Origin of the sequence: Gardnerella sp. DNF00257, assembly GCF_049262745.1 — a bacterium.
GTDB classification, from domain to species: domain Bacteria; phylum Actinomycetota; class Actinomycetes; order Actinomycetales; family Bifidobacteriaceae; genus Bifidobacterium; species Bifidobacterium piotii.
Genome location: NZ_CP058403.1, coordinates 695,682 through 720,857, shown reverse-complemented (window position 1 = coordinate 720,857; position 25,176 = coordinate 695,682). Strand labels below are relative to the sequence as shown.

Sequence of the window (25,176 nt, the reverse complement as noted above, 5' to 3'; positions counted from 1 at the left end):
TAGCTAGATTTTGCTTTTCTAGTCGCTTGCTTTTCTTAGAATGGAACACATGAATATACAAATAGCACCTAGCATTCTTTCTGCAGATTTTTGCAATCTTGAAAGAGATCTTATAGCAATTTCCAACGCTGATCTTGTTCATGTTGATGTTATGGATCATCATTTTGTACCAAATTTGACTTTGGGGGAGCCGATTGTAAAGCGCATTTGCGAAGTTACTAATCTTCCTGTAGATGTTCATTTGATGATTGAGGATCCAGACCGTTGGGCACCAGAATACGCTAAGCTCGGGGCTGATTCTGTTAGCTTCCACATGGGTGCAACTCACGCTCCTGTGCGTCTTGCGCGCCAGCTTAGAGATATGGGTTGCAAAGCTTGCTTTGCGGTTCGCCCAGCTGAGCCAGTTGAGCCTATTTTTGATATTTTAGACGAGTTTGATATGGTTCTTATTATGACTGTAGAGCCTGGTTTTGGCGGTCAAAAGTTCTTAAGTAATCAAATGAATAAGGTTCGCCGCTTACGCGATGAGATTACGCGCCGCGGATTAAGTACGCATATTCAGGTTGACGGCGGTGTTAGCCCATCTACTGCTGCAACTGTTGCGCAAGCTGGAGCAGATGTTCTTGTTGCTGGATCTGCAGTTTACGGAGCAAGTAGCCCAGCTCAAGCAATTGATTCTATTCGTAATATTGCTCAAGAAGCTTGGCGTGCGTAGAAATATTGGGGCATAAGAGTGCCCCAATATTTTATTATTCGCAATAGTATTAGTATTGAAATTTTATTTTTAGCAAGTTTTAAGGAAATTAGGTATGGCCAAATTCGTTTATAGTCAGGAATACAGTCCTGAAGCGCTTAATCGAGTTCTTACTGTGCCTAATGTTATTAGCTTTTTAAGAATATGCTCAATACCTTATCTTGCTGTTTTAATTGCGCAACACAAAATGTGGCCTGCTTTAATTGTTCTTGCAATAGCTGCACTTTCTGATTGTATTGACGGTTATATTGCAAGAACTTTTAATCAAGTTAGCAAATTAGGTCAGATTCTAGACCCAATTGCAGATAGGCTTCTTATAGTTTGCAGCACATTAGCTTTAGCATTTGCAAAGATTATACCTTGGTGGGCATTAGCTTTAGTTGTTTTGCGAGACGCAATAATGGCAATTTTAATTGTGATTCTTGCACAATACGACTATGGCCCTTTGCCTGTTAATTTTATGGGCAAAACTGGAACAGCATTGCTAATGGTAACTATTGTTCTATTTATGATTGTTTTCGCGATTGCAACAGAGCCAATGCTTATTCTATATGCTGCTGCAATTGCATGTGCGATTTGGGGAATAACGCTTTATTGGTTTGCGGGAATATTATATTGCATACAAGCTTATAAGCTACTAATAAAAAAGGCTAAATAATTCTTACGATTTTTGAAAACTAATCAATAACAACGGATGAATCATGGTGGAAAAGACTTCTAATCTAAATCAAAGTGGAGATTATGCCTCTAGTGGCAAAGCTCCAGAGTCTTTTCCTGCTCCAACTGTTGTTTTGTTTTCTAAGCGCAGAGCAGTATTTTCTAAATCCGTGTTTAATTTAGGCGCTCATCACGTTACAAATTCATCGTATACTTTTTCGTCGCATCGAGATAGGCGTCGTAGGCTTGAAGATTATTCTCTTAGACTAATAGATGATTTAAGCAACAGACCAGTGGATCCGCTTTTTATGGATTCTAGACTAAATAAGCAAAATGTTAGCAAGATTAGTATTTGGATTACAAGAATAATTGTTTTTTTAATTTGCATTGCTGTTGGTACTGTTGGTAGCCAATTTGTACGTAAACTACACGCTGATTCGCGTAAAGCTATACGCGTATCTTTAGCGAACGAGCTTACGACTCACGCAAGCAGATTCGATAATCTTGTTAAAGAAGTTGCAAAGCTTCGCGCTAGTGTAGACAAAGAGTCTAAAAGAATTAACACTCCGTACGAAAATCAAGTTGATAAATCCGACAACATGACTAATGGCACTCACGCTGTATATGGGCCTGGTGTTGTTTTGACTATTGCAAATCCTATTTCTGCAAGTAACGATGTTTCTAATGGTTCTCTTCCTAGAGAAATGTCTAAAGGCGCTAGAATCAAGGTTGTTAGCGATAGGGATATTCAAATCTTTGTTTCCATTCTTTGGGATGCTGGAGCGGAAGCAATATCAGTTAACGGATACAGGATTGGCTCTCAAACATCAATTCGTACTGCAGGATCCACAATTCTTGTTGGTGTTAATCAAACTCAAAGCCCGTATACGATTGAGGCAATAGGAGACAGCTCTAGCCTTATTGAAAAGTTAAATTCTCAAAAGCATTCTGAATGGTTTACTTCTCTTACAAATGCTGGTATTAATCCACAAGTTTCAACTACTAATAACTTAAAGTTGTCGGCAGCTGGAACGGGAGAAGTCAATTTTGCAAAAGAGTTGACTAGTAGAAGATAGGAAAGATAGGAAATAGGTTATGACAGCTATTCTTGGATTGATTTTAGGAGCACTTATTGGCATTGTTGTGCATCCAGATATTCCAGTGGTTATTCAACCGTATTTGCCAATCATGGTGCTTGCTGCACTAGATGCTCTTCTTGGCGCTGCTAGAGCTTATTTTGAGCGCAGCTTTTCCGACAAAGTGTTTGTTATTTCGTTCTTCTCAAATGTTATTGCTGCAACGCTTTTAGTTTTGCTTGGCAACCAGCTTGGAGTTGGTGCACAATTGCAAACAGCTGTTATTGTTGTTTTAGGAATACGAATCTTCTCTAACGTTTCTGCAATTCGTCGTTTTATATTTAGGGGATAGATTCAGGGGATAATATGAAACATCCACTTGCGAATACTTCAAAAAACAGCGTAAAAAACAATGAATTAAGCGATAATAATATTGATAAAAATGTAGACAATATTGTTAAACGGCTTCATCGCCAGCATGCTAAAGATCGAGAAAGCGACCGCACGCAAACGGGTTCCTTCCCAATCGTTAAGCGCAAAAATAAGCCATCTTTGCAAGGTCATGTTACTAGAACGCGCATTATAACAGGCTTGCTTGTTATGCTTCTTTGCGCTCTTCTTAGCTTTGCATATATGATTCAAGTTAATCGAAGTGCTCTTGTGTATCAAACTATGAGCGAAGACGAGCTTACGCGATTGATTACGGAAACTAATTCTCAAATACAAAATCTTGAGCAGCGAAAGTTTGAATTAACAAGTCAGCTTAATTCTCTAAAAGCATCTGTTAATAAGCAAGAAGAAGCTGCTAGAATTGCTAAGCAAAATTCGCAAACAAGCGGCTTGATTTCTGGTAGACTTCCAGCAATTGGAAAAGGTGTAATTATTCATATTACAGCTGGAGAAAAAGAGCGTGTAGATGCTGCAACCATGTTTCAACTTATAGAGGAGCTTCGCAACGCTGGCGTGGAAGTTATGTCTATTAACGATATTCGCATTGTTACTTCTACTTATATTTCCGACACTAAGCATGGATTGCTGTGCGATGGAATCGAGATAAATCCTCCTTACATAGTTAAGGCGATTGGCGATGCGCAAAATTTGCAAAACGCCGTAAATATTGCAGGGGGAGTTGGATCTAGATTAAAAGTTAAATTTGGCGCTTCCGTATACGTTTCAACGCCTGAAGAGGTTGAGATTCGTTCAACACGCGAACCAAAACAGTACCAATACGCAAAACCGGTCGAATAAGAAGGTAAAATAGCAATTATGACTGAACCTATTCCTACAGCTGGCGAAACAACCATTATTGGCATGCCAGCAATAACTATTCCAATAAACTCGAACGCAGACCGCCCACTAAAACAGGATGATTTAGACACAATAGCAAAACTGCTGCCAGGCACCGCTTTGCTTATTTCTACGCGTGGAGCAGTTTCTGGGTCTCGTTATTTGTTAGACGAAGATGTTGTATCGGTTGGGCGTGATTCTAGAGCAGATATTATGCTTGACGATTCTACTGTTTCTAGAGCGCATGCTGTTTTTAGAAGGAATGGGAACGTTTTTAGCATTGCAGATGCGGGCAGCTTAAACGGAACATATGTTAATCGTAATCGAGTTGATGAAGCAGTTCTTAATAATGGCGATGAGATTATGATTGGCAAATATCGCTTAATGTTCTTTACGCAAAGTGCTGTTAGTAAACGATAGCGATAAACACAATAAACAATAATGGTATTGAAAAACTCTTCTAAAAAGAATGCACTGGCCGATTTTGATGAATCTAATAATCAGCCAGTGCAGGGGGAGTTGTTTTCTTTTTCTAGCGATGGAGAAGAGTCCGTTGGATATCGCGGAAGCGTTGCAATGAAGATTGCTGGAATAACCTATAGGCAACTTGATTATTGGGCTAGAAAAAGCATTATTATGCCTTCGATTAATCCTTCACACGGGTCTGGATCTAGGCGTTTATATTCTTTCAAAGATATTTCTATCATGGCGGTTGCTAAGCGACTTTTAGACGCTGGTGTAAATCTTACAAACGTTACAACAGCTATAGTTTTTTTGAATTGTTATAGTGTTAATCATCTTGAGCGCATGACAATAATTTGCGATGGTCAATCTGTTATGGAATGTAACAATAATCAAGAAAACATGTTTAGCATGCTCGAAGGCGGCTCAGCTGTTTTTGCAATCGCAGTTGGATGCATTGTTAAGCAAGTACGAGCTGATTTATCTAAAGAATCTTAAAACTAAAGAATCTTAAAACATAAAATTTATATCATATTGAAAATATCGAAATATTAAGAATAAAAAAAAATAATGAATAATAAAAATGAAAGTGGTGTGCTGATTCTAATTCTTATGTAGTGTGTTGTATTCGTGATTTATAACAAATCTGACATAACGTACATTATCGGATACTTATATAGAATTATTTTTATATAGAAATATTATTTGCGCAAAGTATTATCAAAATATTCATCAATAGCAATGCTCAAATCACAAACATTGTCAATAATTCTATAAGCACCGTGCTTTTTAAGCTCACCAGGCTCTGCGTAGCCCCAAGCGCAACCAAGACAATCAATGTAGCATGCTAAAGCACCATCTGCGTCCGTCCATCGGTCGCCAACCATTAATGCTTTGTCTAGCGAATAGTCAAAACCAATATTTTTCAAAACATAGCGAATAACTTGGTCTTTTTTAATTCTAGACATATCGGCACTCGCGCCGTAAATTCCATCAATCAAATCTGTTAAACCAAAATAATCACAAATAGGCTTAACTTGATATTCTGGCTTGCAAGATGCTGTAGCAAGATAATATCCAGATTCACGTAGTTTCTTTAATTGTTCTGGAATACCTTCGTAAACCTTATTCAAAAGACTTCCAGTGATTTTACTACCACTAGGATTTTTCGGATCTGTAAAAGTTGCAACTTCTGAATAATACTTTCGATACAACTTTACGCCTTCTAATTGCAAATCTTCTGGCATGCCATTTCGTTGAAAAGATTCAAGAATAGACGGTCCTATAAAGCGCATCATTTCTTCGTCGTCTGGAATTTGCATGCCTAAATCGCTCATAGCTCTTTTAGCACACGCAATAATTCCCATATGCGATTGAGTCAAAGTGCCATCTAAATCAAGCAAAACAACTTTCATGGAGTTTTCCCTAAAATCCTAAATTAAATAATTAATATTAGTGATTAATCACAAAATTAAAGTAAAACTACACATCAAAGACTACTCGTAATCAGGAATCCAACCTTCGTGATGCATTTTCAAGCGCTTATCAAGCAAAGCTTTTAGCTCTTCTTCGCTTCTACGCTCTAAAAGCATATCCCAATGAGTTCGAGTTGGCTTATTAAAATCATCATCTGGCCTATCTGCGTCGCCTTCTTTATGCGCTAAAGCACCGCAACGGCATTCCCATTCTTCTGGAACTTCTGCACCTTGAGCAAGAGGGAGAATAGTCCTATGCCCTTTAGGACAAACATATGTAACATCATTACGAGCTGCAAAATCAACATTATCGTCGGATTCTAGCGACTTTGCACCAATGCTCATACCACGTAAACTGCGTTCTGCCATATTATATTCTCCTTTTAGTTTCCATTATAAAGCTAGCGAATTGCACGGACTATAAAGATTAAACATCACAATAGGCTACTACCCCACGATTAATTATTTGAACTGCTTCATATGCTTTGTGCGCTAAAGAATCGTCTACATTAGGCAAAATTCTTAAATAATCGCTAAGAACAGCAAGCTGATTAAGCAAGTCTATAAGTCTTTTAGCAAAGCGCACAAAATCTCCACCCGTAATATCCGTATTTTGCAAAATATCAAGCAAGTCAGCGCCTTGCGCCCAATCGTATATAAGGTCTACTGCGCCAAAATCTAGCGATTTCAACGCATCAAGATGATTGTTTAAGCACATATTGCTTATGCGCATAAACAATTCTTTTAATCTAGAAACAGTATTGAATACAGCGCCGTCTAATCCACCAGGATATCTTCTTGGCTCTGATCCCACTGGCCCTCTAGACTCATAAACCAAAGAAGATACGCAACTCAACAGTTCAATAGGAGTTAAATCGTTAAAAATACCTTCGCAAATAGCTTGCGCAAAAACAACATCGAGCTCGTTATAAAGTCGTCTAAGAAGCTGACCCTTATTAGTCAAAACAAACGTATTACCTGTTTGTTTTAAGTAATCCAAACTACATAAAACATTACAAATGTTGTCAAAACATCTTGCAACAGAACCAGTTCTAGAATTATAACGTTCTTTAACTTGATTTAGCTCTTTTGTTTCTCTAGCCCAATAATATCCCCAATGCAAGTGGCTCTGAATATCTGGGCAATTTGCGCAAGGATGATTTCTTTCTTGACTACGCAAACTAGCAATTTTGTTATCTAACTCTTTGAATGCATTTGAACGCTCTAAATCGCTGGAAAACAGAGTATGCTTAAGTTTTCTACGCTGATCATGTTGAGCGTCTTTAAGGCGCATTCTAAGAGTCATAAACTCAGCAAAATCGCCATTAGAACAATAAAAAGCCTGCTCATAGCCACTAATCGCCTCTTGAAGCTCTTCAATACGACTCAAAAGGCGCGTTGCAGAAGCATTTGCTTCCCATTGCGCAAACGAGCTGCTAAGTGTTACTCGAGCTGTTTTTGCATCGCTATTATTAAGAAGATTAACAGCCATGTTAAAAGTTGGAACAAAGCTAGAGTGAAGAGGATAAACACGCTTGCTAGAAAGAGAAGCCGCTTTAGCTGGGTCAAAATCAGGATTGTCTATTAAAACAGCATGACCAATATCGTCAATTCCACGCCTGCCAGCTCGGCCAGTAAGTTGAGTAAACTCTCCAGGTGTAAGAGGAACATGACCTGTGCCATCATACTTAACTAGCTTTTCTACAACAACGCTCCTAGCTGGCATATTTAAGCCTAAAGCAAGCGTTTCTGTAGCAAAAATAATCTTAATAAGACCACGCTCAAAAAGAGTTTCAACAATATGCCTAAAAATCGCAATCATGCCTGCGTGATGAGCCGCGAATCCTTGTTCCAAAGCATATCTAAAGCGTTCAAATCTAAGCGCTTTTAAGTCACTTTTAGAAAGCTTATTTTGCGAGATCATTGAATCAACAATTCTACGAATCTCGTACATCTCTTCATCGCTTGTAAGGGCTAGACCAGCGTTTAAGCATTGCTGAACAGCTTGATCACAACCAGAACGTGAGAAAATAAAGTAAATCCCAGGAAGCATATTAAGATAATCAAGCTCGTCAATAACAGCCCATCTTTTAGGAGTATGACGAACAGTTAAAGACGACTTGGAATTTTTTTGTAAATCACTAGAGCGCTCACGCGATTTTCTTCTAGAAAATCGCCCTTTAGAGAATCTCTTATCTTTACTTAAATAAGAAGATTTTTTGCGCAAAGCAGCGTTTTCCCACTGGCTTAACTTTCTAGTTAAAGCAAGATTTACACGATTCGTTGCATTACCATTTTTGTCTGTATCGTAAAGATTAAGAAGCTCTGGCTCTGTTTGGCCATCTTTTTGAATAATAACATGACGTTCAAGAGGAACAGGCCTATGCTCATCTACGATTAAATGAGTGTTTCCGCGAACAGAAGAAATCCATGCGCTAAAATCTTCAACATTAGAAACAGTTGCCGAAAGTCCAATAATTTTAACGCTTTGCGGAAGATGAATAATAACTTCTTCCCAAACTGCTCCTCGGAATTTATCTGCTAAATAATGCACCTCGTCTAAAACAACAAATCCAAGAGAATTAAGTGTTATTGAACGCTCATAAAGCATATTGCGTAAGACTTCTGTTGTCATAACAACAATATCTGCTTCACTGTTAACAGACGTGTCTCCTGTTAAAAGACCAACTTTATTAGAGCCATAAACTTCACAAAAATCATGATATTTTTGGTTGCTAAGAGCCTTGATTGGAGTTGTATAGAAGGTTTTAACACCACGATTAACGCCCAAAAAAACAGCAAAATCTGCTACAACCGTTTTACCAGCGCCTGTAGGAGCAGCAACAAGAACATTATCTCCATTTTCTAGAGCATCAATTGCTTCAAGTTGAAAATCATCCAAGTCAAAACTTAAAGAGCTTTCAAATTTTGCAGCCATTGATTTAGAATGCTGCAAAGTCTTGCGAAACGCATTAAATCGTTGCGACGGAGATAATGGGAGCGTAGTCATAAACTATTCGTTAGTTTCCTTTAGTTTCTTTAGATTCCTTAAAAATTGGATTGTCAATATCTTCCTTGCGCAAAGACACATTATTCCAATGCTGCCAAACAGTCCTATGAGAATCCCCTACTTTTTCTTGGCGCTTTAAAACTCGAATGCGAGCCTCTTCTACACATTGCGCAGCATCGCTAATCGGACGCGTAAAAAATGGATATGAATTCTTTTTCAACGAATCATCACCGTTTTGCAACTTTTCAAAACAAGAATAAACCTTAGTGGAAAAACTAGTGCAATTCGTTAAAATCTTATACGCGCATTTAAGTGCGTACGCAAGCCCTGCACCAATCATGCATAGCATAAAAAGAGTTAATAAAAGCCAAATCCACCATGGCATTTTAATTCTCCACGTTTTGGAAATCGCTATTATTAACGCTTAATTCTCGCTGTGCTCGAGCAATAATCATAGTGCGCAAGGTCTCTGGAGAAACAGCTTTAATATGACGAGCGTGAGCAATGCAAAATGCAACAAACCAGGAGTCGGAAGAAACCGTTAAGTGAACCTTAACACCAGCTCCACAAGGCTCGATGGTAGCTCCAGAAAGACTCTTTAAGAAGTTCAAATCTGGCTCATCTGTAATAAAGCATGTTTGAGTACCATTGTCAAAACTCCATTTTCTAAGTTCACTAACTGGAACATCTGGAATTTCTACAGGGCAAATAGGCTTAACAACTTCTGCGCGCTCAATTCTTGCAACGCGCAAAACCTGCCAAATTCTAGGCAAACCGTTCGCTTTATTAATCGAAGTGTCTTTTGCAACAAAACTACGCTTATCTTGTGGAGTTTGATTCTCAACATCTGTCCAAACAGCAACGTAGTACACGCCTTCGTCAACAAAAATCTTAGAAGGAGCAACAATCTTTCTGCGAGTTCTACCAGCACCGTCCGTGTACTCCATGTCGATTAATGCATTAGCACTAATCGCACTGCGAACAACGGAACAATTTCTAGGCTCCACCTCGTAACCAGTAAGGCTAAGCCAAGGAGTCTCACCAGGGCTAACATGCCTACGTAAACGCATGTAAAGCGCTTTGGCTTGATCTCTTTGTTCAACAGGCAAAAGAGGAGAATGCGCAAGGTAATTGATAGAAGCAGTAAGCATGCTCATATATTGTTGAGAAACTCCTGCTAAACGTTCAAGACCCAGTGAGTTAGTTGCGGAAACAATACCTTCCGTTTCTAAAAGCGACCAATCAATATCGAAGAATTGGCTACCTGCCATCTCTCCATCGTCGGAAACGGTAGTAAGCGTATTAATGTCTTTATGCAAAATCGCAACAAATCTACGAAGCTCATCGTCATTCTTAGGTTTGCCAATAAATCTTACAGCAAGCTCATTTAGTGGGAATTCTTCTCCAAGATGAGCAGAAAGGAAGAGCATTAGTCGAAGTCTGCGATCTACTTCACTTCCCGTTTGGAAAGACGTCTTTTTTTGACGAGACTTGTCTGGCTCGTTTTCCGAAAGGTCTTGATTATCTTCCGCATTAGAACGTGCAGAATCAACGCTTTGATCAGCGTAATTCTCGTCGCATTCAACGAATTGCGTAGCAGCATTAAGTCTTCTATGGAAAGCATCAACCGCTTCTTGAGGGCTTACAACGCAAGAACCTGGATGCTCAAGAACAAACATTGCTAAATCGTCGGAATCAGTGTATGCAACGTTCAAATGTTCACCATCAACGTCAACGGTTGCTGCAAATCTTCTAGAATCGATAACCTTAACCAATGCGTCTGGAATTGTTTGAGTTCCAAGACCAGGGGCAATCGAATCTAAGCCCAAACCAGGAATAGGTGTTTGAGGAACGCGCGGAGCAGTACGTGACGCAGAAGAATGTTGCTGATCTACTTTGCGCGATTCAGAAGAAGAAATCGACATAGAGCGAGCTAAATAATTAGCAGCCGCAAGAACAGGAAGCTCTTCTTGTTCAAAACGAATACGCACGCGTGGTTCGTCACCAAGTTGCAACCTGTAGGATGCAAAATCTTGGCCTTCAGACTTTGAAGAATATTCAGGCTGGCGAGATTCAATCGCAATACCCATAGCTGCAAGCTTGGCACGATCTCTTTGGAATTGCTTTGCAAACGCAGCCTTTGCAGCTTGATCGGCAAGCTCTCCATAAGAATCGGCATAAGCCTTAACTCGTTGCGCAATCTGACGCGAAGTCAGCCATTGTGGAAATGCGGAAGACAACACAGCCAGTACATCAAGCTCGTGTTTGCCCCACTTATCGGAAAAACGACGTCTTCCGTTACTTCCTTCTGCCATTTGTCCTCACGTATCGTTTCTTTGTAATTTCACTTTGTGTTAAAAACATGCGAAAAACGCTAAATTCTCAACACACACCTTAACTATTTTAATGGTGTTTTGCCATACGTGTGGACATTTTCAAAAAAAGTCATCAAATTTCTTGAAAATACAATAATCAACACTATAAAAACGTTGAAATAAGGCCATTTTCCACACGACACGCCCGAATGAATTTATTTTGTTACTACACCCACTCGTCTGGCTCAATGCCCTGAGGGCCCACAAATTCGCCATTTGGAACGTAACTTGGCTCCCCTGTATCTTCTAAAATAGCATCCGCAAACATAGAAACTTGGCTTCCAAAAGTCCAATCGCCTCGTATTGTAACGGATTTTGCAGCAGCCAAAGCTGGAACAGAATACGGGAATCTTTCGTTAAAATCATCAATAGTTTTGTAGAATCGTGGATCTAAATCCACATCTGGAAATATGTAATTGCCATCTTCCATCTCGTAAGAATCTGTAAGATGGAAGCGGTCAGAACGCATTATAAACAAATCGTTAGTAGTCTTTACAGGCAAAAATCGCATTCTATCAACCTCAACACAAATCGCATCGTCAAAAAGCGAAACAGCAGAACCCATAGCAGTTTCAAGCTGAATCACTTTTTCGCTTGAATCATCAGTTGGGTCAACAGTCTTGTGATTGCAAATAACTGGAAGAGGAAGCACACCTTTATATTTTTTAAGAATCTTTTGCAAAGCATCAACGCGAATCCAAATATTATTAGTATTAAAATAAGGATGTTTATTAATGCTTTGCGCACTTCGCCTATCTTCTGCGGCAACCTGAGTCATTTCTCGAAGCATCATTCTGCCAGTTTCAAGACTTCTAACAATATGACCGCCTTTACGGTCTGCTTGAGTACGCTTAGCAACCTCAATCATGATTGAAGCACCAGTATTTTCAAAATGCTGAGCAAGAGTTCTAGAGGGTCTTGCACCTAAATTGTCGGAGTTAGAAATAAACAAGTATTTAATGCCATTTTTCTTTAGAATATCCAGCAATCCAGATTCCCAAATAGTAGAGAAAATGTCGCCATGGCCTGGAGGGCACCATTCTAAATTGCTATCTTTAGAACAAGAAACAGGCTCCCCCGTTTCTTCTAGAAGCTTTGGCTCTTGATGCTGAATAATTTCAACAGGAATATTTTCTTGAGAAAACTTTTTTGTACGCTTTAATACTTGTAACGTATCTTTAGACGTTCGAAAAGAGTTCATAAAAATCAAAGGCAAATCAACGCCTAAACGTTGGCGCGCTGTAAGAACTTGGCCAATTATAATATCAATAAATCTCATTTGACGAGCTTTATGCCTTCTAACTGGCAATAGCGACTTTGCACAAGACAATCCCATTGACGTTCCAAGACCACCATTTAACTTAATAAATGCTGTTTTTGAAAACGCGTTAACAGCTTTATTGTGATCAATTGTTTCATAAATCTCATGAAAATTTGGCACAGTCTTAATAGGTTCTACTGCGTTTTCGCGAATAAACCCGCCAGTTTTATCTTCATTCCACACTTTATAAAGACGTTCAAATTGGCTAATAGCAACTTCGCTCATACCGTGTTCGCGCATCTTTGCAGCGGACAATTCAAAAGTGTTGTCCATTTAACGCAGCCTCCCTGTATGCATTGTGATTAATAGTTTATCTGCTCAAACAATATGTTGCAAACAAAAATGGACTCACGCGTTAAACACGCAAGTCCATTTTTACATTTCAAATAGTTTTCAGTAAAAGAAAATTATTTGAAACTTAGCAAAAACTATTCAGCAGAGCCTTTGCCAACCTCAACACGAGCGAAAGCTAAAGCAGAGCCGCCAACTTCCTTGAACAAGTCGCCAATAGTCTTGGAAGGATCCTTAACATAAGCTTGCTCAAGAAGAACAGTTTCCTTGAAGAAGGCGTTCAAACGGCCTTCAACAATCTTTGGAACGATCTTTTCTGGCTTGCCTTCTGCCAAAGACTTTTCGGTAGCAACGCGACGCTCAGACTCCAACACATCTGCTGGAACGTCTTCGCGGCGGAGCCACTGAGCACCCATAGCGGAAATTTGCAAAGCAGCTTCGTGAGCAACCTTAGCGCCTGCTTCGTCGGTAGCAATCATAGAAACAATGCTTGGAGGCAATTCAACGGACTTCTTGTGAGCGTAAACCTCAACGTGAGGACCGTTAACCTTGGCAATCTGGCCAACCTTAACGTGTTCGCCAAACAATGCTGCTGCTTCTTCAACTTCTTCCTTAACAGTAGCATCTCCAGCCTTAGCGGCAAGAAGCTCTTCTGCATTAGAAGCATTGGCTTCAATAGCATTGTTCAACACAGTTTCGGAGAATTCAACAAACTTTGGTGTCTTAGCAACAAAGTCAGTTTCGGAATTCAACTCAACTGCATAACCAGTTTCGCCTTCTGCAGTCTTAACAACCTTAGAAGCAACGGTTCCTTCTTGAGCCTTGCGACCTTCACGCTTGCCAGCGGCCTGAATGCCCTTAGCGCGGATGATTTCCTTAGCGCGAGCTACATCGCCTTCGGCTTCAGTAAGAGCCTTCTTAACGTCCATCATGCCTGCGCCAGTTTCTTCGCGCACCTGCTTAATCAACGCTGCAGTAATTGCTGCCATTTTGTTCTCCTCATTAACTGCCAACAGGCTTATTCAGCCTTGGCTTCATTGTCGGACTGTTCAGATTCCTTAGTGAGCAGTTCCTTTTCCCATGCTGCCATTGGCTGAGCATTGGCATCTTCAGCCTTTGCACCCTTGCCAGCGTGATCAAGCAAACCTTCTGCAACAGCATCGGCCATCAAGCTTGTAAGAAGCTCTACACCACGAATTGCATCGTCGTTTGCTGGAATTGGATACTCAACGGATTCTGGATCGGTGTTGGTGTCAACGATTGCCACAACTGGAATACCGAGCTTGTGTGCTTCTTCAACAGCCAAAGCTTCCTTGTTAACATCTACAACAAACATTGCGGAAGGAGTACGGTTCATATTGCGAATACCGCCGAGCTGCTTGGAAAGCTTATCCTTTTCGCGCTCAAGAAGCAAAAGTTCCTTCTTGGTTAAACCAGATCCACGAACGTCGGTAAAGTCCATTTCCTCGAGTTCCTTCAAACGCTTTACGCGAGTAGAAACAGTTTGGAAGTTAGTCAACATACCGCCGAGCCAGCGCTCACTTACGTAAGGCATGTTTACGCGAGTAGCCTGATTTTGCACAGCTTCTTGAGCCTGCTTTTTAGTACCCACAAACAAAACAGTGCCATTATGAGCAACAGTCTGCTTAATAAAGTCATAAGCCTTGTCGATCATGTCGAGCGACTTGAACAAATTGATGATATGAATACCATTGCGCTGAGTAAGAATGAACTGCTTCATCTTTGGATTCCAACGACGAGTTTGGTGACCGAAGTGCAAACCAGCCTTCAGCATTTCGCTCATGGTAATCTGTGCCATATCTATATACCTTTCTTGTCGGTTCTTGCCTGGCCATGTCTGTTCGCATGCAACTTGGCTAGCATATAACTAAATCCAAGCCGACCGACACGAACGGACGCGTACATGGCGCGTATATGCGCATTCTGATAGACAATAAAAAACGAGCAATCGTATAACGCGACAACACTCATGCTCAAAGCGAACACGCAAATCCAAATTATAACAGAAGCTTTATACTAACTTTGTAATCAATCTCTATAAAAAATCGCGATAATTTATTAAATTAGCTACTTAGAAGAGCTATTGCGCAATTGGCGTAAAGCTTGCTTTCTAACATCTTTTTCTAAGCGGTCAATATACACATGACCATCAAGATGGTCGCATTCATGTTGAATCATGCGGGCCATTAAGCCTTTGCCTTCTAAAACAACAGTTTTACCGTCTAGATCTATTCCTCTTGCTCTAGCATAATCAGCTCTGCGGGTCTTGTACCACAATCCTGGAACCGATAAGCAGCCCTCATCTCCGTATTGTTCACCATTAAGCTCTTCTATAACAGGATTTAGAATATAGCCTATTGTTCCATCAATGTTATAAGAAAATGCTCTAAGATTAACACCAATTTGGTTTGCGCTAAGACCTGCACGACCTGGGTCGTTTACAGTTTCTAATAAATCTTCTACAAGACTTCTAACAGATGGTGTAATCTCGCGAATTTCATCACAAGGCGTTCTAAGAACAGGGTCTGGAACAACGCGGATTTGTCTAATAGTCACGGCACTCCTTAAAACAAAAGGCTAATTAAAATCGCAATCCATAATTATACAAGCTTTATCGTAATACCAGCTGTAAATCTATATTTGCAATTGTTAATTAGCCTATTAGTATCTTATTTTATAATCTTATTCACTAACGGTTTGGTTTACTCCATCTTCATTATTTGAATAAGATTCCTTAGAATCGGATTGCACAGGCAAATCTTCTCCAAAACGCTTCAAATGCGTTGCAGCTTGATCAATAGCTTGCTTAACTTTAGGAGTAACAACCTCTTGAGCTTGCTTAACAGTTTCTTGAGCCTGCTTAACAGTTTCGGTTGTTTTATCTAAAATCTTAACCGTTGCAGGAAGTGGCCTACTATTAGGTTTTGGAGCATACAGCTGCGTTTCAATAATATCGCTATATTTCTTCAAAACCTTTGGACGCACAACCTTCATGCTTGGCGTTAACGTACCAGCATCTTGAGAGAATTCTTCGTCTAAAATAACAAATTTACGAATAGACTCCGCTCTAGAAACTGTGCTATTAGCTTGATCAATAAATTGCTGAACAACAGATCGGATTGCATCATTTTGTGCAATATCTTTCATTGGAATAGTCTCATCCATTCCTTGATTATTAAGCCAAGAACGAACCATATCTGGCTCAAGCTCAATAAGAGCAGAAACAAATGGCTTTCCATCTCCAACAACCACTGCATGCGAAACAATAGGACACTTTGCAATAATGGTTTCAAGAGGAGCAGGACTTATGTTCTTTCCGCCAGCAGTGATAATAATGTCTTTTTTTCTGCCAGTAATTGTTAAGAAGCCCTCATCATCAATCTCGCCTAAATCGCCAGAATGAAGCCATCCATCTTGGTCAATAACTCCTGCAGTAAGCTCTGGCTTTCCGTAATATCCAACAAAAACATTAGGACCTTTTACAAGAACTTCGCCATCATTTGCAATGCGAATTGTGATTCCAGGACCAGGCTTTCCAACAGAACCAACTTGATTAGCATGCTCAAAGTTAACAACGCATGGAGCAGCTGTTTCCGTCATTCCATAACCTTGAATAAAAGTTATTCCATCTAATCCATTAAAGAAGTGAGCAAGCTCTGCATTTATTGGAGCACCACCACAAGCTAGCCACGCTAAATTAGGACCAAGTGCAGATCTTATAGAAGAACCAACAGTCTTCATATAAAAATCGTGCTGCAATTTTGCATAAATAGAATGCGATTTTCCTTCGACTTCATCTTTAGACCACTCAGCAAAATGCTGAACAGCCTTAGCAAAGATTCTACCGCGGATTCCAGCGCCAGCTTTTTGAGATGCTGCGTTATAAACTTTTTCAAACACTCGAGGAACGCCAAGCAAATACGTAGGCTTAAAACTACGCAAATCTGCCAACAAATGCTTAGCGTTTGGAACATAACCAATAACACCGTTCGCTCCAACTGCAACATATTGAATATACCTTGCAAAGCAATGTGCAAGAGGAAGGAATAGAAGTATTCTACTTGGCTTATACAACATGTCGTTTAGAACATCGTATGCTGCGTAAACAATGTGCGTAAAGTTTCTATTAGTAAGCATTGCTCCCTTTGGCTTGCCAGTAGAGCCAGAAGTGTATACAATAGTTGCTAAATCATCTGCTTTTATTTGATTAATAGCATTATTTAGCTCATCGTCGCTTATTGATTTTCCAAAATCAATAACAGCATCAATACCATTGGCCTTAAAGTTAAAAACCGTTTTTAACGAAATTCGCTTATTGTCTTGACGAACTCTTTCCAAGCATTGCGCATGCTCATCGTCTCCTGCAAAAGCGATAACAGGCTTTACTTCCGAAATAATATCTGCAGCTTGAAGAGCGGAGTCAGTTTCGTAAATAGGTATGCTTACAGCACCAATACAAGCGCACGCAAAGTCCACAACACCCCATTCGTAACAAGTTGGAGAGTAAATAACGATTTTGTCTCCTTGCTTAACACCAAGAGCGATTAAGCCTCTTGCAGTAGAACGAACTTTGGATAGCATCTGTGATGCGCTAACATCGTGCCATTGACGAGTATTGTCATCTTGCCATTGTGCAATCACGCCTTGCGGGTCTCGCATTGCCCTATTGGCAAGCAATGAATAAATTGTGTCACCATCGTTAGTTGGGTGAATGTCTTCTACAGAAAATTCTCGCAGCATATTCTTAATTGTACGGTATAAGCATGCCAACACAAAACTATGAAGATACAAAAATATGCACAGAAAATTGGCGTTTTTTACAAAATAACAATTTAACAAATAACGATTTAGAAAACCCCTTGAGTAAAACAGCAAATGCAAATTATATTCTAGGGGCGTTACGCAAATAAGCTACATAATCCAACATGTTTATGCATGTACATACTTAATTGAATCAATAACTACTTAAAATTCATATTATGCAAACTACGATTAGGTAAAACCTAACCTATATCTGCTAACGTGCAAACCCATTTTCCCATTATGAATCTAAGTGTTAAAGATGTCCAATATTCTGTATCTCCAATATGAAGCAAAACAACTGCCTCTAATTGTGATGGAGAAACCAGTATTCCGTTTATCATCTTCGGTATTGTTGGATTACTTCTTAGCTTAGAAACTTCTGCCTCATTATGCTTATCTTTGTAGCATTCATTAATCAAGTACCACATATTCTCGAGTTTGTATATACACTCTTTTGTTAATGCTCTTTTCATCTCTGGCGATATTGGCCTGCCGTGAGAAATATCACCTACTATGCACGCTACTTTGCATATTTGCATTGCAAGATATAGGTACATCTTTTTACCATGCGTATTATTGAAACACGATGATACGTGATAACTTGCCATTGAGCGAGAAGACCCAACTGGTATTAAACCTTCATAAACTGGAAAAGGTCTTCTATCTTTAGTCTGGAACCGCGACGGATCTACTTGATCTGGGAAGTTACTATTAATAACCTCCCAAAATGTCTCATTATCATCATCGTTTGCGTATAACAGAGTGTTAGAAAAATTTCTCATTCTCTCCTTCTTTCCTAAAATTTTGTCAAGTCATTTATTTTTTAATTCCTTATTTGTTAATTTTGTTTTCACATTATTTTCTAATGTTTAAGTAAAGCATACAGCTTATTGCAAAAAATAAAAGAGTTAATTTAATATGTGGATAAAACATTCATAACGCTTGAATTTTCGCCGAAAAATCAAGGATTATCTAACAAAAGTTATACACATTGAATAAAAAAGAATTGCTTTATAGTCCAAAGCTAAGCTGACTAATTTTATTTCCAGAATATTCATCAGCTTAGCTTTACGCACTTTTTGGCTTATAACCCTTTTGGCTGCCTATAGCCCCAAAGCTGGCATACGTGCTGAAACATGTGATAGAAAATAAAAAATCTCAGCAGATATTAGGAGATATCTGCTGAGAAATCAAATGGAGCGGACAGCGGGACTCGAACCCGCGGTCTCAACCTTGGCAAGGTTGCGCTTTACCAACTAAGCTATATCCGCAAACAAGATGCCATAGTAGCCTGATTTATTGTTTAATGCAAGTTATAATCAAAAATAAAAAATGTATAGTGATTTTCTGCTGTATTCAAGCGATTTTACGGAGTGTTGAGCAGAAGAAAAAGATAAGAAAACGATAAGAAAAATATTGAATACGATAATTATTATCATTAAGCCATAAATTTTTATAAAAATTTTTCTTAAAATGTGATTTTTATCATGAAAAATCGTAAAAATAATGTAGAATAAAAGATAGCTTTTACCAAACAGGTAAAAGAAAACTGAAAAATCAGTGTTTTTAAAATGAAGCATAGAACAAGGAGGTTTCTATGAAGGCTATTGTTGCAACCAAAGATAAGAAGGCTCAGGTTGTAGAGAAGGAACTTCGTCCATTGGAATTTGGCGAAGCGTTGCTCGACATGGAATGCTGCGGCGTATGCCACACAGATCTTCACGTTAAGAACCAAGATTTTGGCGATAAAACTGGCGTTATTCTTGGCCACGAAGGCATTGGTATTGTTAAGGAAGTTGGCCCTGGTGTTACAACATTAAAGCCAGGCGACCGTGCATCTGTAGCATGGTTCTTTAAGGGTTGCGGACATTGCGAATATTGCACCACGGGCAGAGAAACACTTTGCCGTAGCGTTTTGAACGCAGGATACACTGCCGATGGTGGCATGTCTCAAGAGTGCATCGTCGCAGCAGACTACGCAGTAAAGGTCCCAGAAGGCTTGGATCCAGCTCCTGCAAGCTCCATCACTTGCGCTGGCGTTACAACCTACAAGGCTATTAAGGAATCTGGCGTACATCCAGGCGAATGGCTTATTTTATTCGGTCTTGGCGGTCTTGGTAATCTTGCGTTGCAATATGCAAAGAACGTATTTGGTGCGCACGTAATCGCAGTAGATGTTAACGATGCTCAGCTTGAATTTGCTAAGGAATATGGCGCAGATTTGTGCGTGAACCCACTTAAGGAAAATGTTCCTGAATTTGCTATGAAGAAGGTAGGCGGCGCTCATGGCGCTGTTGTAACCGCCGTAAGCAAGGATGCTTTTAACAGCGCAGTTGACTCTGTGCGAGCAGGCGGCACTGTTGCAGCTGTTGGTCTTCCACCAGAAGATATGGAACTCAGCATCCCTCGCCTTGTTCTCGACGGAATCCGCTTGGTTGGATCCCTTGTTGGAACTCGTAAAGATTTGGAAGAAGCATTCCAGTTTGGTGCTGAAGGCAAGGTTGTTCCAAAATGCCATATGCGCAAGATGGAAGACATTAACGACATCTTCGATGAGATGCTCAGCGGTAAGATTCGCGGTCGAATGGTAATTGACCTCTCCCACTGAAAAAAGAGATAAAATAAAAATCTAGAAGCCACTTAGCAAACGCTAGGTGGCTTCTAGATTATGTTTTAAGAAGTTTTAAGATGCTTTAAGATGTTTTAAGACTTAATTTTTGTACACTATTTCAACGGAGGCATTGGCTTCCAATTAGGATCATGCAAAATTTTTCTGCTTGCAATCCAACCAGTAAAAAGCTTTTTAACGCCACTTAAAATATGCTCACGATCTACAGCAACAAGCCTAATAAGCTCTTTTGCAGCAGTCAAAGCGGTTCCAAGAGCAAACATAAATGGCCTAAAATCACCGTGGATCATAAAGTAGCGCGCCATAAAGCCACGATTTCGCATAATATGATAACGATTCATGTCGGAAGTGGAATTTAGTTGACGAACTCCAGCAATATCCCAATTAGGAATATTACGAGTTCTGCGAAGAATAATGTCATTTACAACAATCGGATTCGTAACTTTGCTAGCAAGATAGCCATAAGTAGTGTCATCCCAATAAATAAAGTAGCGCGAATCTGGAAGTCCGATTTTCTCTACAATATTGCGCTTAAACAATCCACCTTCAAAGCACATTGTGTTCATAACGCGGTAGCCAGATGGCCCAAATGCTGCTGGAGCGATTGGATTAGGGATTCCAAGAGAAACAATAAAGTTATATTGCCAATAAAAATCACCACCGTCGTAGTCTAAACGACTTCCTTGAATAACATCGTGGCTTTTAGTCCACTTGCAAAGACGCTCAATAGATTCTGGAACAGTTTCAACATCATCGTCCATAACCCAAAACCATTGTGCGCCAAGCTCATACGCTTTTTTAACGCCAGCACTAAAACCGCCAGCTCCCCCAAGATTGCTACTTTGTGGCGCGTAAACAACGCGGTTTGAATCGCCAGAATCGTCCGCGCTAGAAGCGCCCCATCTGCGCGAAAGAATATCGCCTAAATCATCCACCATTTTGCGCGTTTTTTCGCTACTTTCGTTGTCTACAACAACAATTCGCCACGGGCATTGATTCAGACACTCAAATGATTTGAACAAATTTGCAAGAAGCTCCTGGCGCTTATAAGTAACAACAATAATCGCAAGCTTGTCTATAGTATTAACAGAAGTATTCGTAATTTCACTCATGCTCTTAATCTTACACTTAGCATTGCCATCAAAAAGCGTTACAAGTCAAAAGTTAATCAAACCGCTAAATGTTCTTAGCACTTAGCAATAAATATTCTTAGCGATAAATGTTCTTAGCATAAGATAAAAATAAAGTGTAGTTTCAGGGAAGGTGAAAGTCCTTACTGGCGGTAACGAGGTAATTCTTGAATTAGTGAATTGTCTTGAAGCCCGCGAGCGGCATTGCGCTGCTGATTCGGTTAAAATCCGAAGCCAACGGTTAAAGTCCGGATGAAAGAAACGGAGGCTCTAATGAGCATTTCACGCGAAAATAATCATAAAACAAGTAATAACACAGCAAATAATCACGCAACTTACTCTGGCACAAACTATTGGTCAAGCGAAAAAATTGCTAAATACGCGCTATTCGTTGCGCTCTCTATTGCTGTAAGCTTTATAGAATTTCCACTTATTCCAGACGTAAACTACCTTAAATATGATCCTTCTGGAATTGTGTGTTTGATTGCAGGATTTGCCTACGGGCCATTCGCCGCTGTAATCGTAAGCGTTTTAGGATTTGCTCCGCACTTCTTCACTAATCCGTTTGGCGCAATAATGGCAATATTGGTTTCGCTGGGCGCTTCTGTTAGCGCTGCAATCGTCTACAAAAAAATTAGAACCAAAGAAGGCGCTATTATTTCGCTTGTAGTTGGCTCTGTAGTTGCGATTGCTCTTGCAATAGTCGGAAATCTTATAATTACGCCGCTTTATGCTCATATTAGCGTTGAGCAAGTTGCTGCTCTTATAGTTCCAGCTCTGCTACCGTTTAATGCTATTAAGCTTGCGATTCATTGCGTAATAACTATGCTTGTTTATAAGCCTGTTTCAAAGCTTCTTAACTACAACAAGTAGTAAACAAATAGCATTAGCCAAAATAGCATTCGTCAATCAAGTAAAAAGCAAGCTGATTATGCAAAGCAATAAAGTTATTCAAGATAAAACATCTTGCAAAGTCGAAAAAAGCAATACGGATTATTGTGCTAAAAAAGATAATGCTGTTTCTTTGCAAAAAGTTCGCTTTAGCTATGATGGCGGAAAAACTTGGATTCTAGACGGAATAGATCTTGAAATAGCGTATGGTCAAAGAATTGCAATAATAGGCAAAAATGGTAGCGGAAAATCTACGCTATCTAAAATTATTGCAGGACTTTCTTCCCCAGATTCTGGAATTGTTACGCTATGCGGAATAAAAGTTTTTGAAGCAAACAATGTTGATTCAAAAGCGTACCAAAAAGCACGAGAATCTATTGGAGCATTGTTTCAAAGCCCAGAAGACCAAATCGTTACAACAGTTGTAGAAGACGATGTTGCTTTTGGGCTTGAAAACTTGTGCGCCTCTAAAGAATTTATGAAGCAAAATATAAGCAATGCTTTACGCGCTGTAAACATGGAAAATCACCGTTTTAGCGATCCGAGCAATATGAGTGGAGGTCAGCAGCAGCGTGTTGCTATTGCGTCGTCGATTGCTACAAAATCAAAACTTCTTGTATTAGATGAGCCTACAAGCATGCTTGATTCTTGCGCAAAAGAAGATGTGAATAAGCTTTTTGACAAGTTGCAAGCGAGCGGCACAACAATCGTGCAAGTAACGCATAAGATTAGCGAATGCAAAAATGCGGATCGAATATTAATGCTAGAAAACGGAAAATTGCGTGATGTAAGTTTATTGGAATTAGATGAATTTTTCACGGAAAAATCGCCAGCTGTTATTGAATCAAAAAGCATGACGAAAAATGTAGAAAGTTCAAATACGGCAATTGAAATATCGAATCTAAGACTTAGCTATAGCAAAAATCAAACTCCTATATTATGCGATTATTCTCTAAGCGTAAAATCAGGCGAAATCGTTGCAATAATGGGAAAAAATGGATGCGGAAAATCAACGCTCGCAAAAGCAATATGCGCACTTATTAAATATGATTCTGGCTCTATTTGCGTAAACGGAATAAAAATTAGCGAAAAAACAAACAAATCGCAAATGCGTGAAATTCGCAAAAACATTGGTTACGTTATGCAATTGCCAGAACAGCAACTTTTTGCGCAAACTGTTTTTGAAGATGTAGCATACGGGCCAAAAAACTTTGGATTAGAAGGACGTGAATTACATTCCAGAGTATTGAACACACTAAAATCATTGCATATTGAACACTTAGCGCAGAAATCCCCATTCGAACTTTCTGGCGGACAGCAGCGACTAGTAGCAATCGCAGGAATTTTAGCTTGCAATCCAAAAATTTTGGTTTTAGACGAGCCTACAGCAGGATTAGATTTTGAGTATGCAAAAATCGTGCTAAAAATTTTAAGCGATTTGCACAATAAAGGCGTAACAATTATTGTTATTACGCACGATTTAAATGAAGCAAAATCGCTTGGTGCGCGCATAGTTACGCTTGATTCGCGCAAAAAGAAGCGAGTGCAAGAACAAGAACAAGTACAAGCACAAGACGAAAAGCTTGAAAATGCTAACGAGAATGGTAGCGAAAGCAAAAACGAAAACAAAAACAAGTCATTGCTAAGCTTATTCAATACGCGAATAATACTAATATCTTGCTTAATTCTTATGTTTAGCGCGTTTAGCATTACAAACTTCTATCAACTAGGAATTCTTGCACTATCAACGCTTGCTCTAATATTTCTCGCTAGAATATCTCCTATAAAATTATTGTTGTCATTGCACATGTTTATTGCAATATTCGTATTTTCTGGAATGTTTAATCTTCTAGTTGTGCATTCTGGAAAAGGACTTTTTAGAATAGGGCCGCTACTAATAACAGATGATGGAATAAAGTTTGCAATACTTTTCGCTTCACGATTTTCGCTTGTTATACTAATCGGGTCAATAATTGTACTAACCATAAGCCAAACGCGATTGACTGAAGCATGCGCATCTATTATTTCGCCTCTTAAAAGCGTAGGATTGCCAAGTCAAGAAATTGCCCTTATTATGAGCCTTGCTTTGCGATTTTTGCCAACTCTTTCAAAAGAAGCAGAATCTGTAGCCTTAGCTCAAATCGCAAGAGGTGGAAACATAAAAGACGGGTCTATAAAAAAGCGATTGCGAGCAATAACATCTCTTATTGTTCCAGGATTTGCAAGCGTGATTCGACACGCAAACACACTAGGGCTTGCACTAGATTCTAGATGTTACGTTCCTGGAGCAAAGCGCACGCACTTACATACGGAGAAAATTCGCATAAAAGACTTTGCGCTTTTAAGCGTTACATTAGCTATTGTGTGCGGAATAATTTTTGCTGGAATATTTATATAGCCTGAATATTTATAATCGAACGGATTGAACGCATTGAGCGGATTTATTGTATTGAACGTATTGAGCGCATTGAGCGCAGATTCTTACGGTTAATGTATAATCCGATAAGCATTGAAAATTTAAGCGTTATAAATAGATGGTCGATAGTTGGTTGTTGATAATTGCGTTTGACAATATAGCGTTTTGACGTTTTAGTGTTTTAATGTTTTGAAAATTGACGTTTTAGCGTTTTACGCATGTTGAACGCGATTTGGAAGGAAAATAATGGCATTAACTAAAAAGCAGATTAAGCAATTGCGTGCGCTCGCTAACACTTTAAGCCCATTGCTTTATGTTGGAAAAAATGATATTAGCGATGCTGCTGTTAAGCAAGCAGACGAGACAATGCAATCGCACGAGCTTATGAAGTGTGCTGTGCAAGATGGCTCTGGCTTAAGTGCTAAAGAAGCTGCACAAGAACTTGCAGAGCATCTTGGTGCAGAAGTTGTGCAAGTAATTGGCAACCGCTTTGTGCTGTTCCGCGTTTCAAATCGCGAAGATATTGACCACATTATGCTTATTCGTGACTAAAACTCTCTTAAAAAAATAGTAATACT

Annotated in this window: 23 protein-coding genes, 1 tRNA gene and 1 riboswitch; of the genes, 11 read left to right on the top strand and 13 right to left on the bottom strand. The window is 39.4% G+C overall.

Translation table 11 applies throughout. From position 1 onward, the window contains the following. The first annotated feature begins 49 nt into the window (after positions 1–49). The 7 genes from rpe to HXT23_RS02640 all read left to right on the top strand — a co-directional run bounded on the left by rpe (position 50) and on the right by HXT23_RS02640 (position 4,734). Positions 50–715 carry a ribulose-phosphate 3-epimerase gene (gene rpe / locus HXT23_RS02670; RefSeq protein WP_004130865.1) on the top strand — a complete coding sequence of 222 codons (666 nt, stop codon included), beginning with the start codon at positions 50–52 and terminating at the stop codon, positions 713–715. Between the two features lie 94 nt (positions 716–809). Beyond that, positions 810–1,412: a CDP-alcohol phosphatidyltransferase family protein gene (locus tag HXT23_RS02665; protein ID WP_422111780.1), complete on the top strand. Its 603-nt coding sequence runs from the start codon at positions 810–812 to the stop codon at positions 1,410–1,412. A gap of 43 nt (positions 1,413–1,455) precedes the next feature. Beyond that, on the top strand, positions 1,456–2,487 hold the full coding sequence (locus HXT23_RS02660) for a DUF881 domain-containing protein (RefSeq protein ID WP_016635314.1): 1,032 nt from the start codon (positions 1,456–1,458) through the stop codon (positions 2,485–2,487). Positions 2,488–2,506: 19 nt separating this feature from the next. Beyond that, positions 2,507–2,839, top strand: coding sequence for a small basic family protein (locus tag HXT23_RS02655; protein ID WP_004130859.1), 333 nt, complete (start codon positions 2,507–2,509; stop codon positions 2,837–2,839). A 14-nt stretch (positions 2,840–2,853) separates the two neighbouring features. Further along, complete coding sequence (locus tag HXT23_RS02650; RefSeq protein ID WP_016792031.1) at positions 2,854–3,735, top strand: DUF881 domain-containing protein; 882 nt, start codon at positions 2,854–2,856, stop codon at positions 3,733–3,735. An 18-nt stretch (positions 3,736–3,753) separates the two neighbouring features. Continuing rightward, positions 3,754–4,194, top strand: coding sequence for an FHA domain-containing protein (locus tag HXT23_RS02645; RefSeq protein WP_016635312.1), 441 nt, complete (start codon positions 3,754–3,756; stop codon positions 4,192–4,194). A gap of 21 nt (positions 4,195–4,215) precedes the next feature. Beyond that, positions 4,216–4,734, top strand: a complete 519-nt coding sequence (locus HXT23_RS02640; RefSeq protein WP_016840163.1) for a MerR family transcriptional regulator — start codon at positions 4,216–4,218, stop codon at positions 4,732–4,734. Between the two features lie 203 nt (positions 4,735–4,937). On the opposite strand, the gene HXT23_RS02635 is transcribed toward HXT23_RS02640, so the two are convergent. The 12 genes from HXT23_RS02635 to HXT23_RS02580 all read right to left on the bottom strand — a co-directional run bounded on the left by HXT23_RS02635 (position 4,938) and on the right by HXT23_RS02580 (position 18,803). Continuing rightward, positions 4,938–5,651, bottom strand: coding sequence for an HAD hydrolase-like protein (locus HXT23_RS02635; protein ID WP_422113050.1), 714 nt, complete (start codon positions 5,649–5,651; stop codon positions 4,938–4,940). Positions 5,652–5,732: 81 nt separating this feature from the next. Next, positions 5,733–6,080, bottom strand: a complete 348-nt coding sequence (locus HXT23_RS02630; RefSeq protein WP_004130843.1) for an RNA polymerase-binding protein RbpA — start codon at positions 6,078–6,080, stop codon at positions 5,733–5,735. A 58-nt stretch (positions 6,081–6,138) separates the two neighbouring features. Next, a complete protein-coding gene (locus HXT23_RS02625) occupies positions 6,139–8,721 on the bottom strand; it encodes a DEAD/DEAH box helicase (RefSeq protein ID WP_422113049.1) in 2,583 nt (860 codons plus the stop codon). A gap of 10 nt (positions 8,722–8,731) precedes the next feature. After that, complete coding sequence (locus tag HXT23_RS02620) at positions 8,732–9,106, bottom strand: hypothetical protein (RefSeq protein ID WP_016801415.1); 375 nt, start codon at positions 9,104–9,106, stop codon at positions 8,732–8,734. A gap of 1 nt (position 9,107) precedes the next feature. Then, positions 9,108–11,036, bottom strand: a complete 1,929-nt coding sequence (locus HXT23_RS02615) for a helix-turn-helix transcriptional regulator (RefSeq protein WP_016801416.1) — start codon at positions 11,034–11,036, stop codon at positions 9,108–9,110. 226 nt (positions 11,037–11,262) lie between these two features. After that, positions 11,263–12,690 carry a UTP--glucose-1-phosphate uridylyltransferase gene (locus tag HXT23_RS02610; protein ID WP_016635307.1) on the bottom strand — a complete coding sequence of 476 codons (1,428 nt, stop codon included), beginning with the start codon at positions 12,688–12,690 and terminating at the stop codon, positions 11,263–11,265. A 155-nt stretch (positions 12,691–12,845) separates the two neighbouring features. Then, positions 12,846–13,697, bottom strand: a complete 852-nt coding sequence (gene tsf / locus HXT23_RS02605; RefSeq protein WP_004130831.1) for a translation elongation factor Ts — start codon at positions 13,695–13,697, stop codon at positions 12,846–12,848. A 29-nt stretch (positions 13,698–13,726) separates the two neighbouring features. After that, entirely contained in the window at positions 13,727–14,527 is an 801-nt protein-coding gene (gene rpsB, locus HXT23_RS02600; RefSeq protein WP_016792016.1) for a 30S ribosomal protein S2, read from the bottom strand. A 269-nt stretch (positions 14,528–14,796) separates the two neighbouring features. After that, on the bottom strand, positions 14,797–15,285 hold the full coding sequence (locus tag HXT23_RS02595) for a peptide deformylase (RefSeq protein WP_016801421.1): 489 nt from the start codon (positions 15,283–15,285) through the stop codon (positions 14,797–14,799). 126 nt (positions 15,286–15,411) lie between these two features. Next, positions 15,412–17,469, bottom strand: coding sequence for an AMP-dependent synthetase/ligase (locus HXT23_RS02590; protein WP_016801422.1), 2,058 nt, complete (start codon positions 17,467–17,469; stop codon positions 15,412–15,414). 263 nt (positions 17,470–17,732) lie between these two features. Continuing rightward, positions 17,733–18,314, bottom strand: coding sequence for a hypothetical protein (locus HXT23_RS02585; RefSeq protein WP_004130824.1), 582 nt, complete (start codon positions 18,312–18,314; stop codon positions 17,733–17,735). 413 nt (positions 18,315–18,727) lie between these two features. Next, positions 18,728–18,803 (bottom strand) — tRNA-Gly (locus HXT23_RS02580). 326 nt (positions 18,804–19,129) lie between these two features. On the opposite strand from HXT23_RS02580, the gene adhP reads away from it, so the two are divergent. After that, entirely contained in the window at positions 19,130–20,140 is a 1,011-nt protein-coding gene (gene adhP / locus HXT23_RS02575) for an alcohol dehydrogenase AdhP (RefSeq protein ID WP_016801426.1), read from the top strand. 116 nt (positions 20,141–20,256) lie between these two features. Here the strand turns inward: adhP and HXT23_RS02570 are convergent, their stop codons facing one another. Then, complete coding sequence (locus tag HXT23_RS02570) at positions 20,257–21,273, bottom strand: glycosyltransferase (RefSeq protein WP_410294342.1); 1,017 nt, start codon at positions 21,271–21,273, stop codon at positions 20,257–20,259. A 134-nt stretch (positions 21,274–21,407) separates the two neighbouring features. Next, a riboswitch (FMN riboswitch) is annotated at positions 21,408–21,559 on the top strand. Between the two features lie 5 nt (positions 21,560–21,564). On the opposite strand from HXT23_RS02570, the gene HXT23_RS02565 reads away from it, so the two are divergent. The 3 genes from HXT23_RS02565 to HXT23_RS02555 all read left to right on the top strand — a co-directional run bounded on the left by HXT23_RS02565 (position 21,565) and on the right by HXT23_RS02555 (position 25,150). Next, a complete protein-coding gene (locus HXT23_RS02565; protein ID WP_422113048.1) occupies positions 21,565–22,164 on the top strand; it encodes an ECF transporter S component in 600 nt (199 codons plus the stop codon). Between the two features lie 58 nt (positions 22,165–22,222). After that, a complete protein-coding gene (locus HXT23_RS02560) occupies positions 22,223–24,580 on the top strand; it encodes an energy-coupling factor transporter ATPase (protein WP_422113047.1) in 2,358 nt (785 codons plus the stop codon). 264 nt (positions 24,581–24,844) lie between these two features. Next, positions 24,845–25,150, top strand: coding sequence for a YhbY family RNA-binding protein (locus HXT23_RS02555; protein ID WP_016840177.1), 306 nt, complete (start codon positions 24,845–24,847; stop codon positions 25,148–25,150). Positions 25,151–25,176 lie beyond the last annotated feature (26 nt).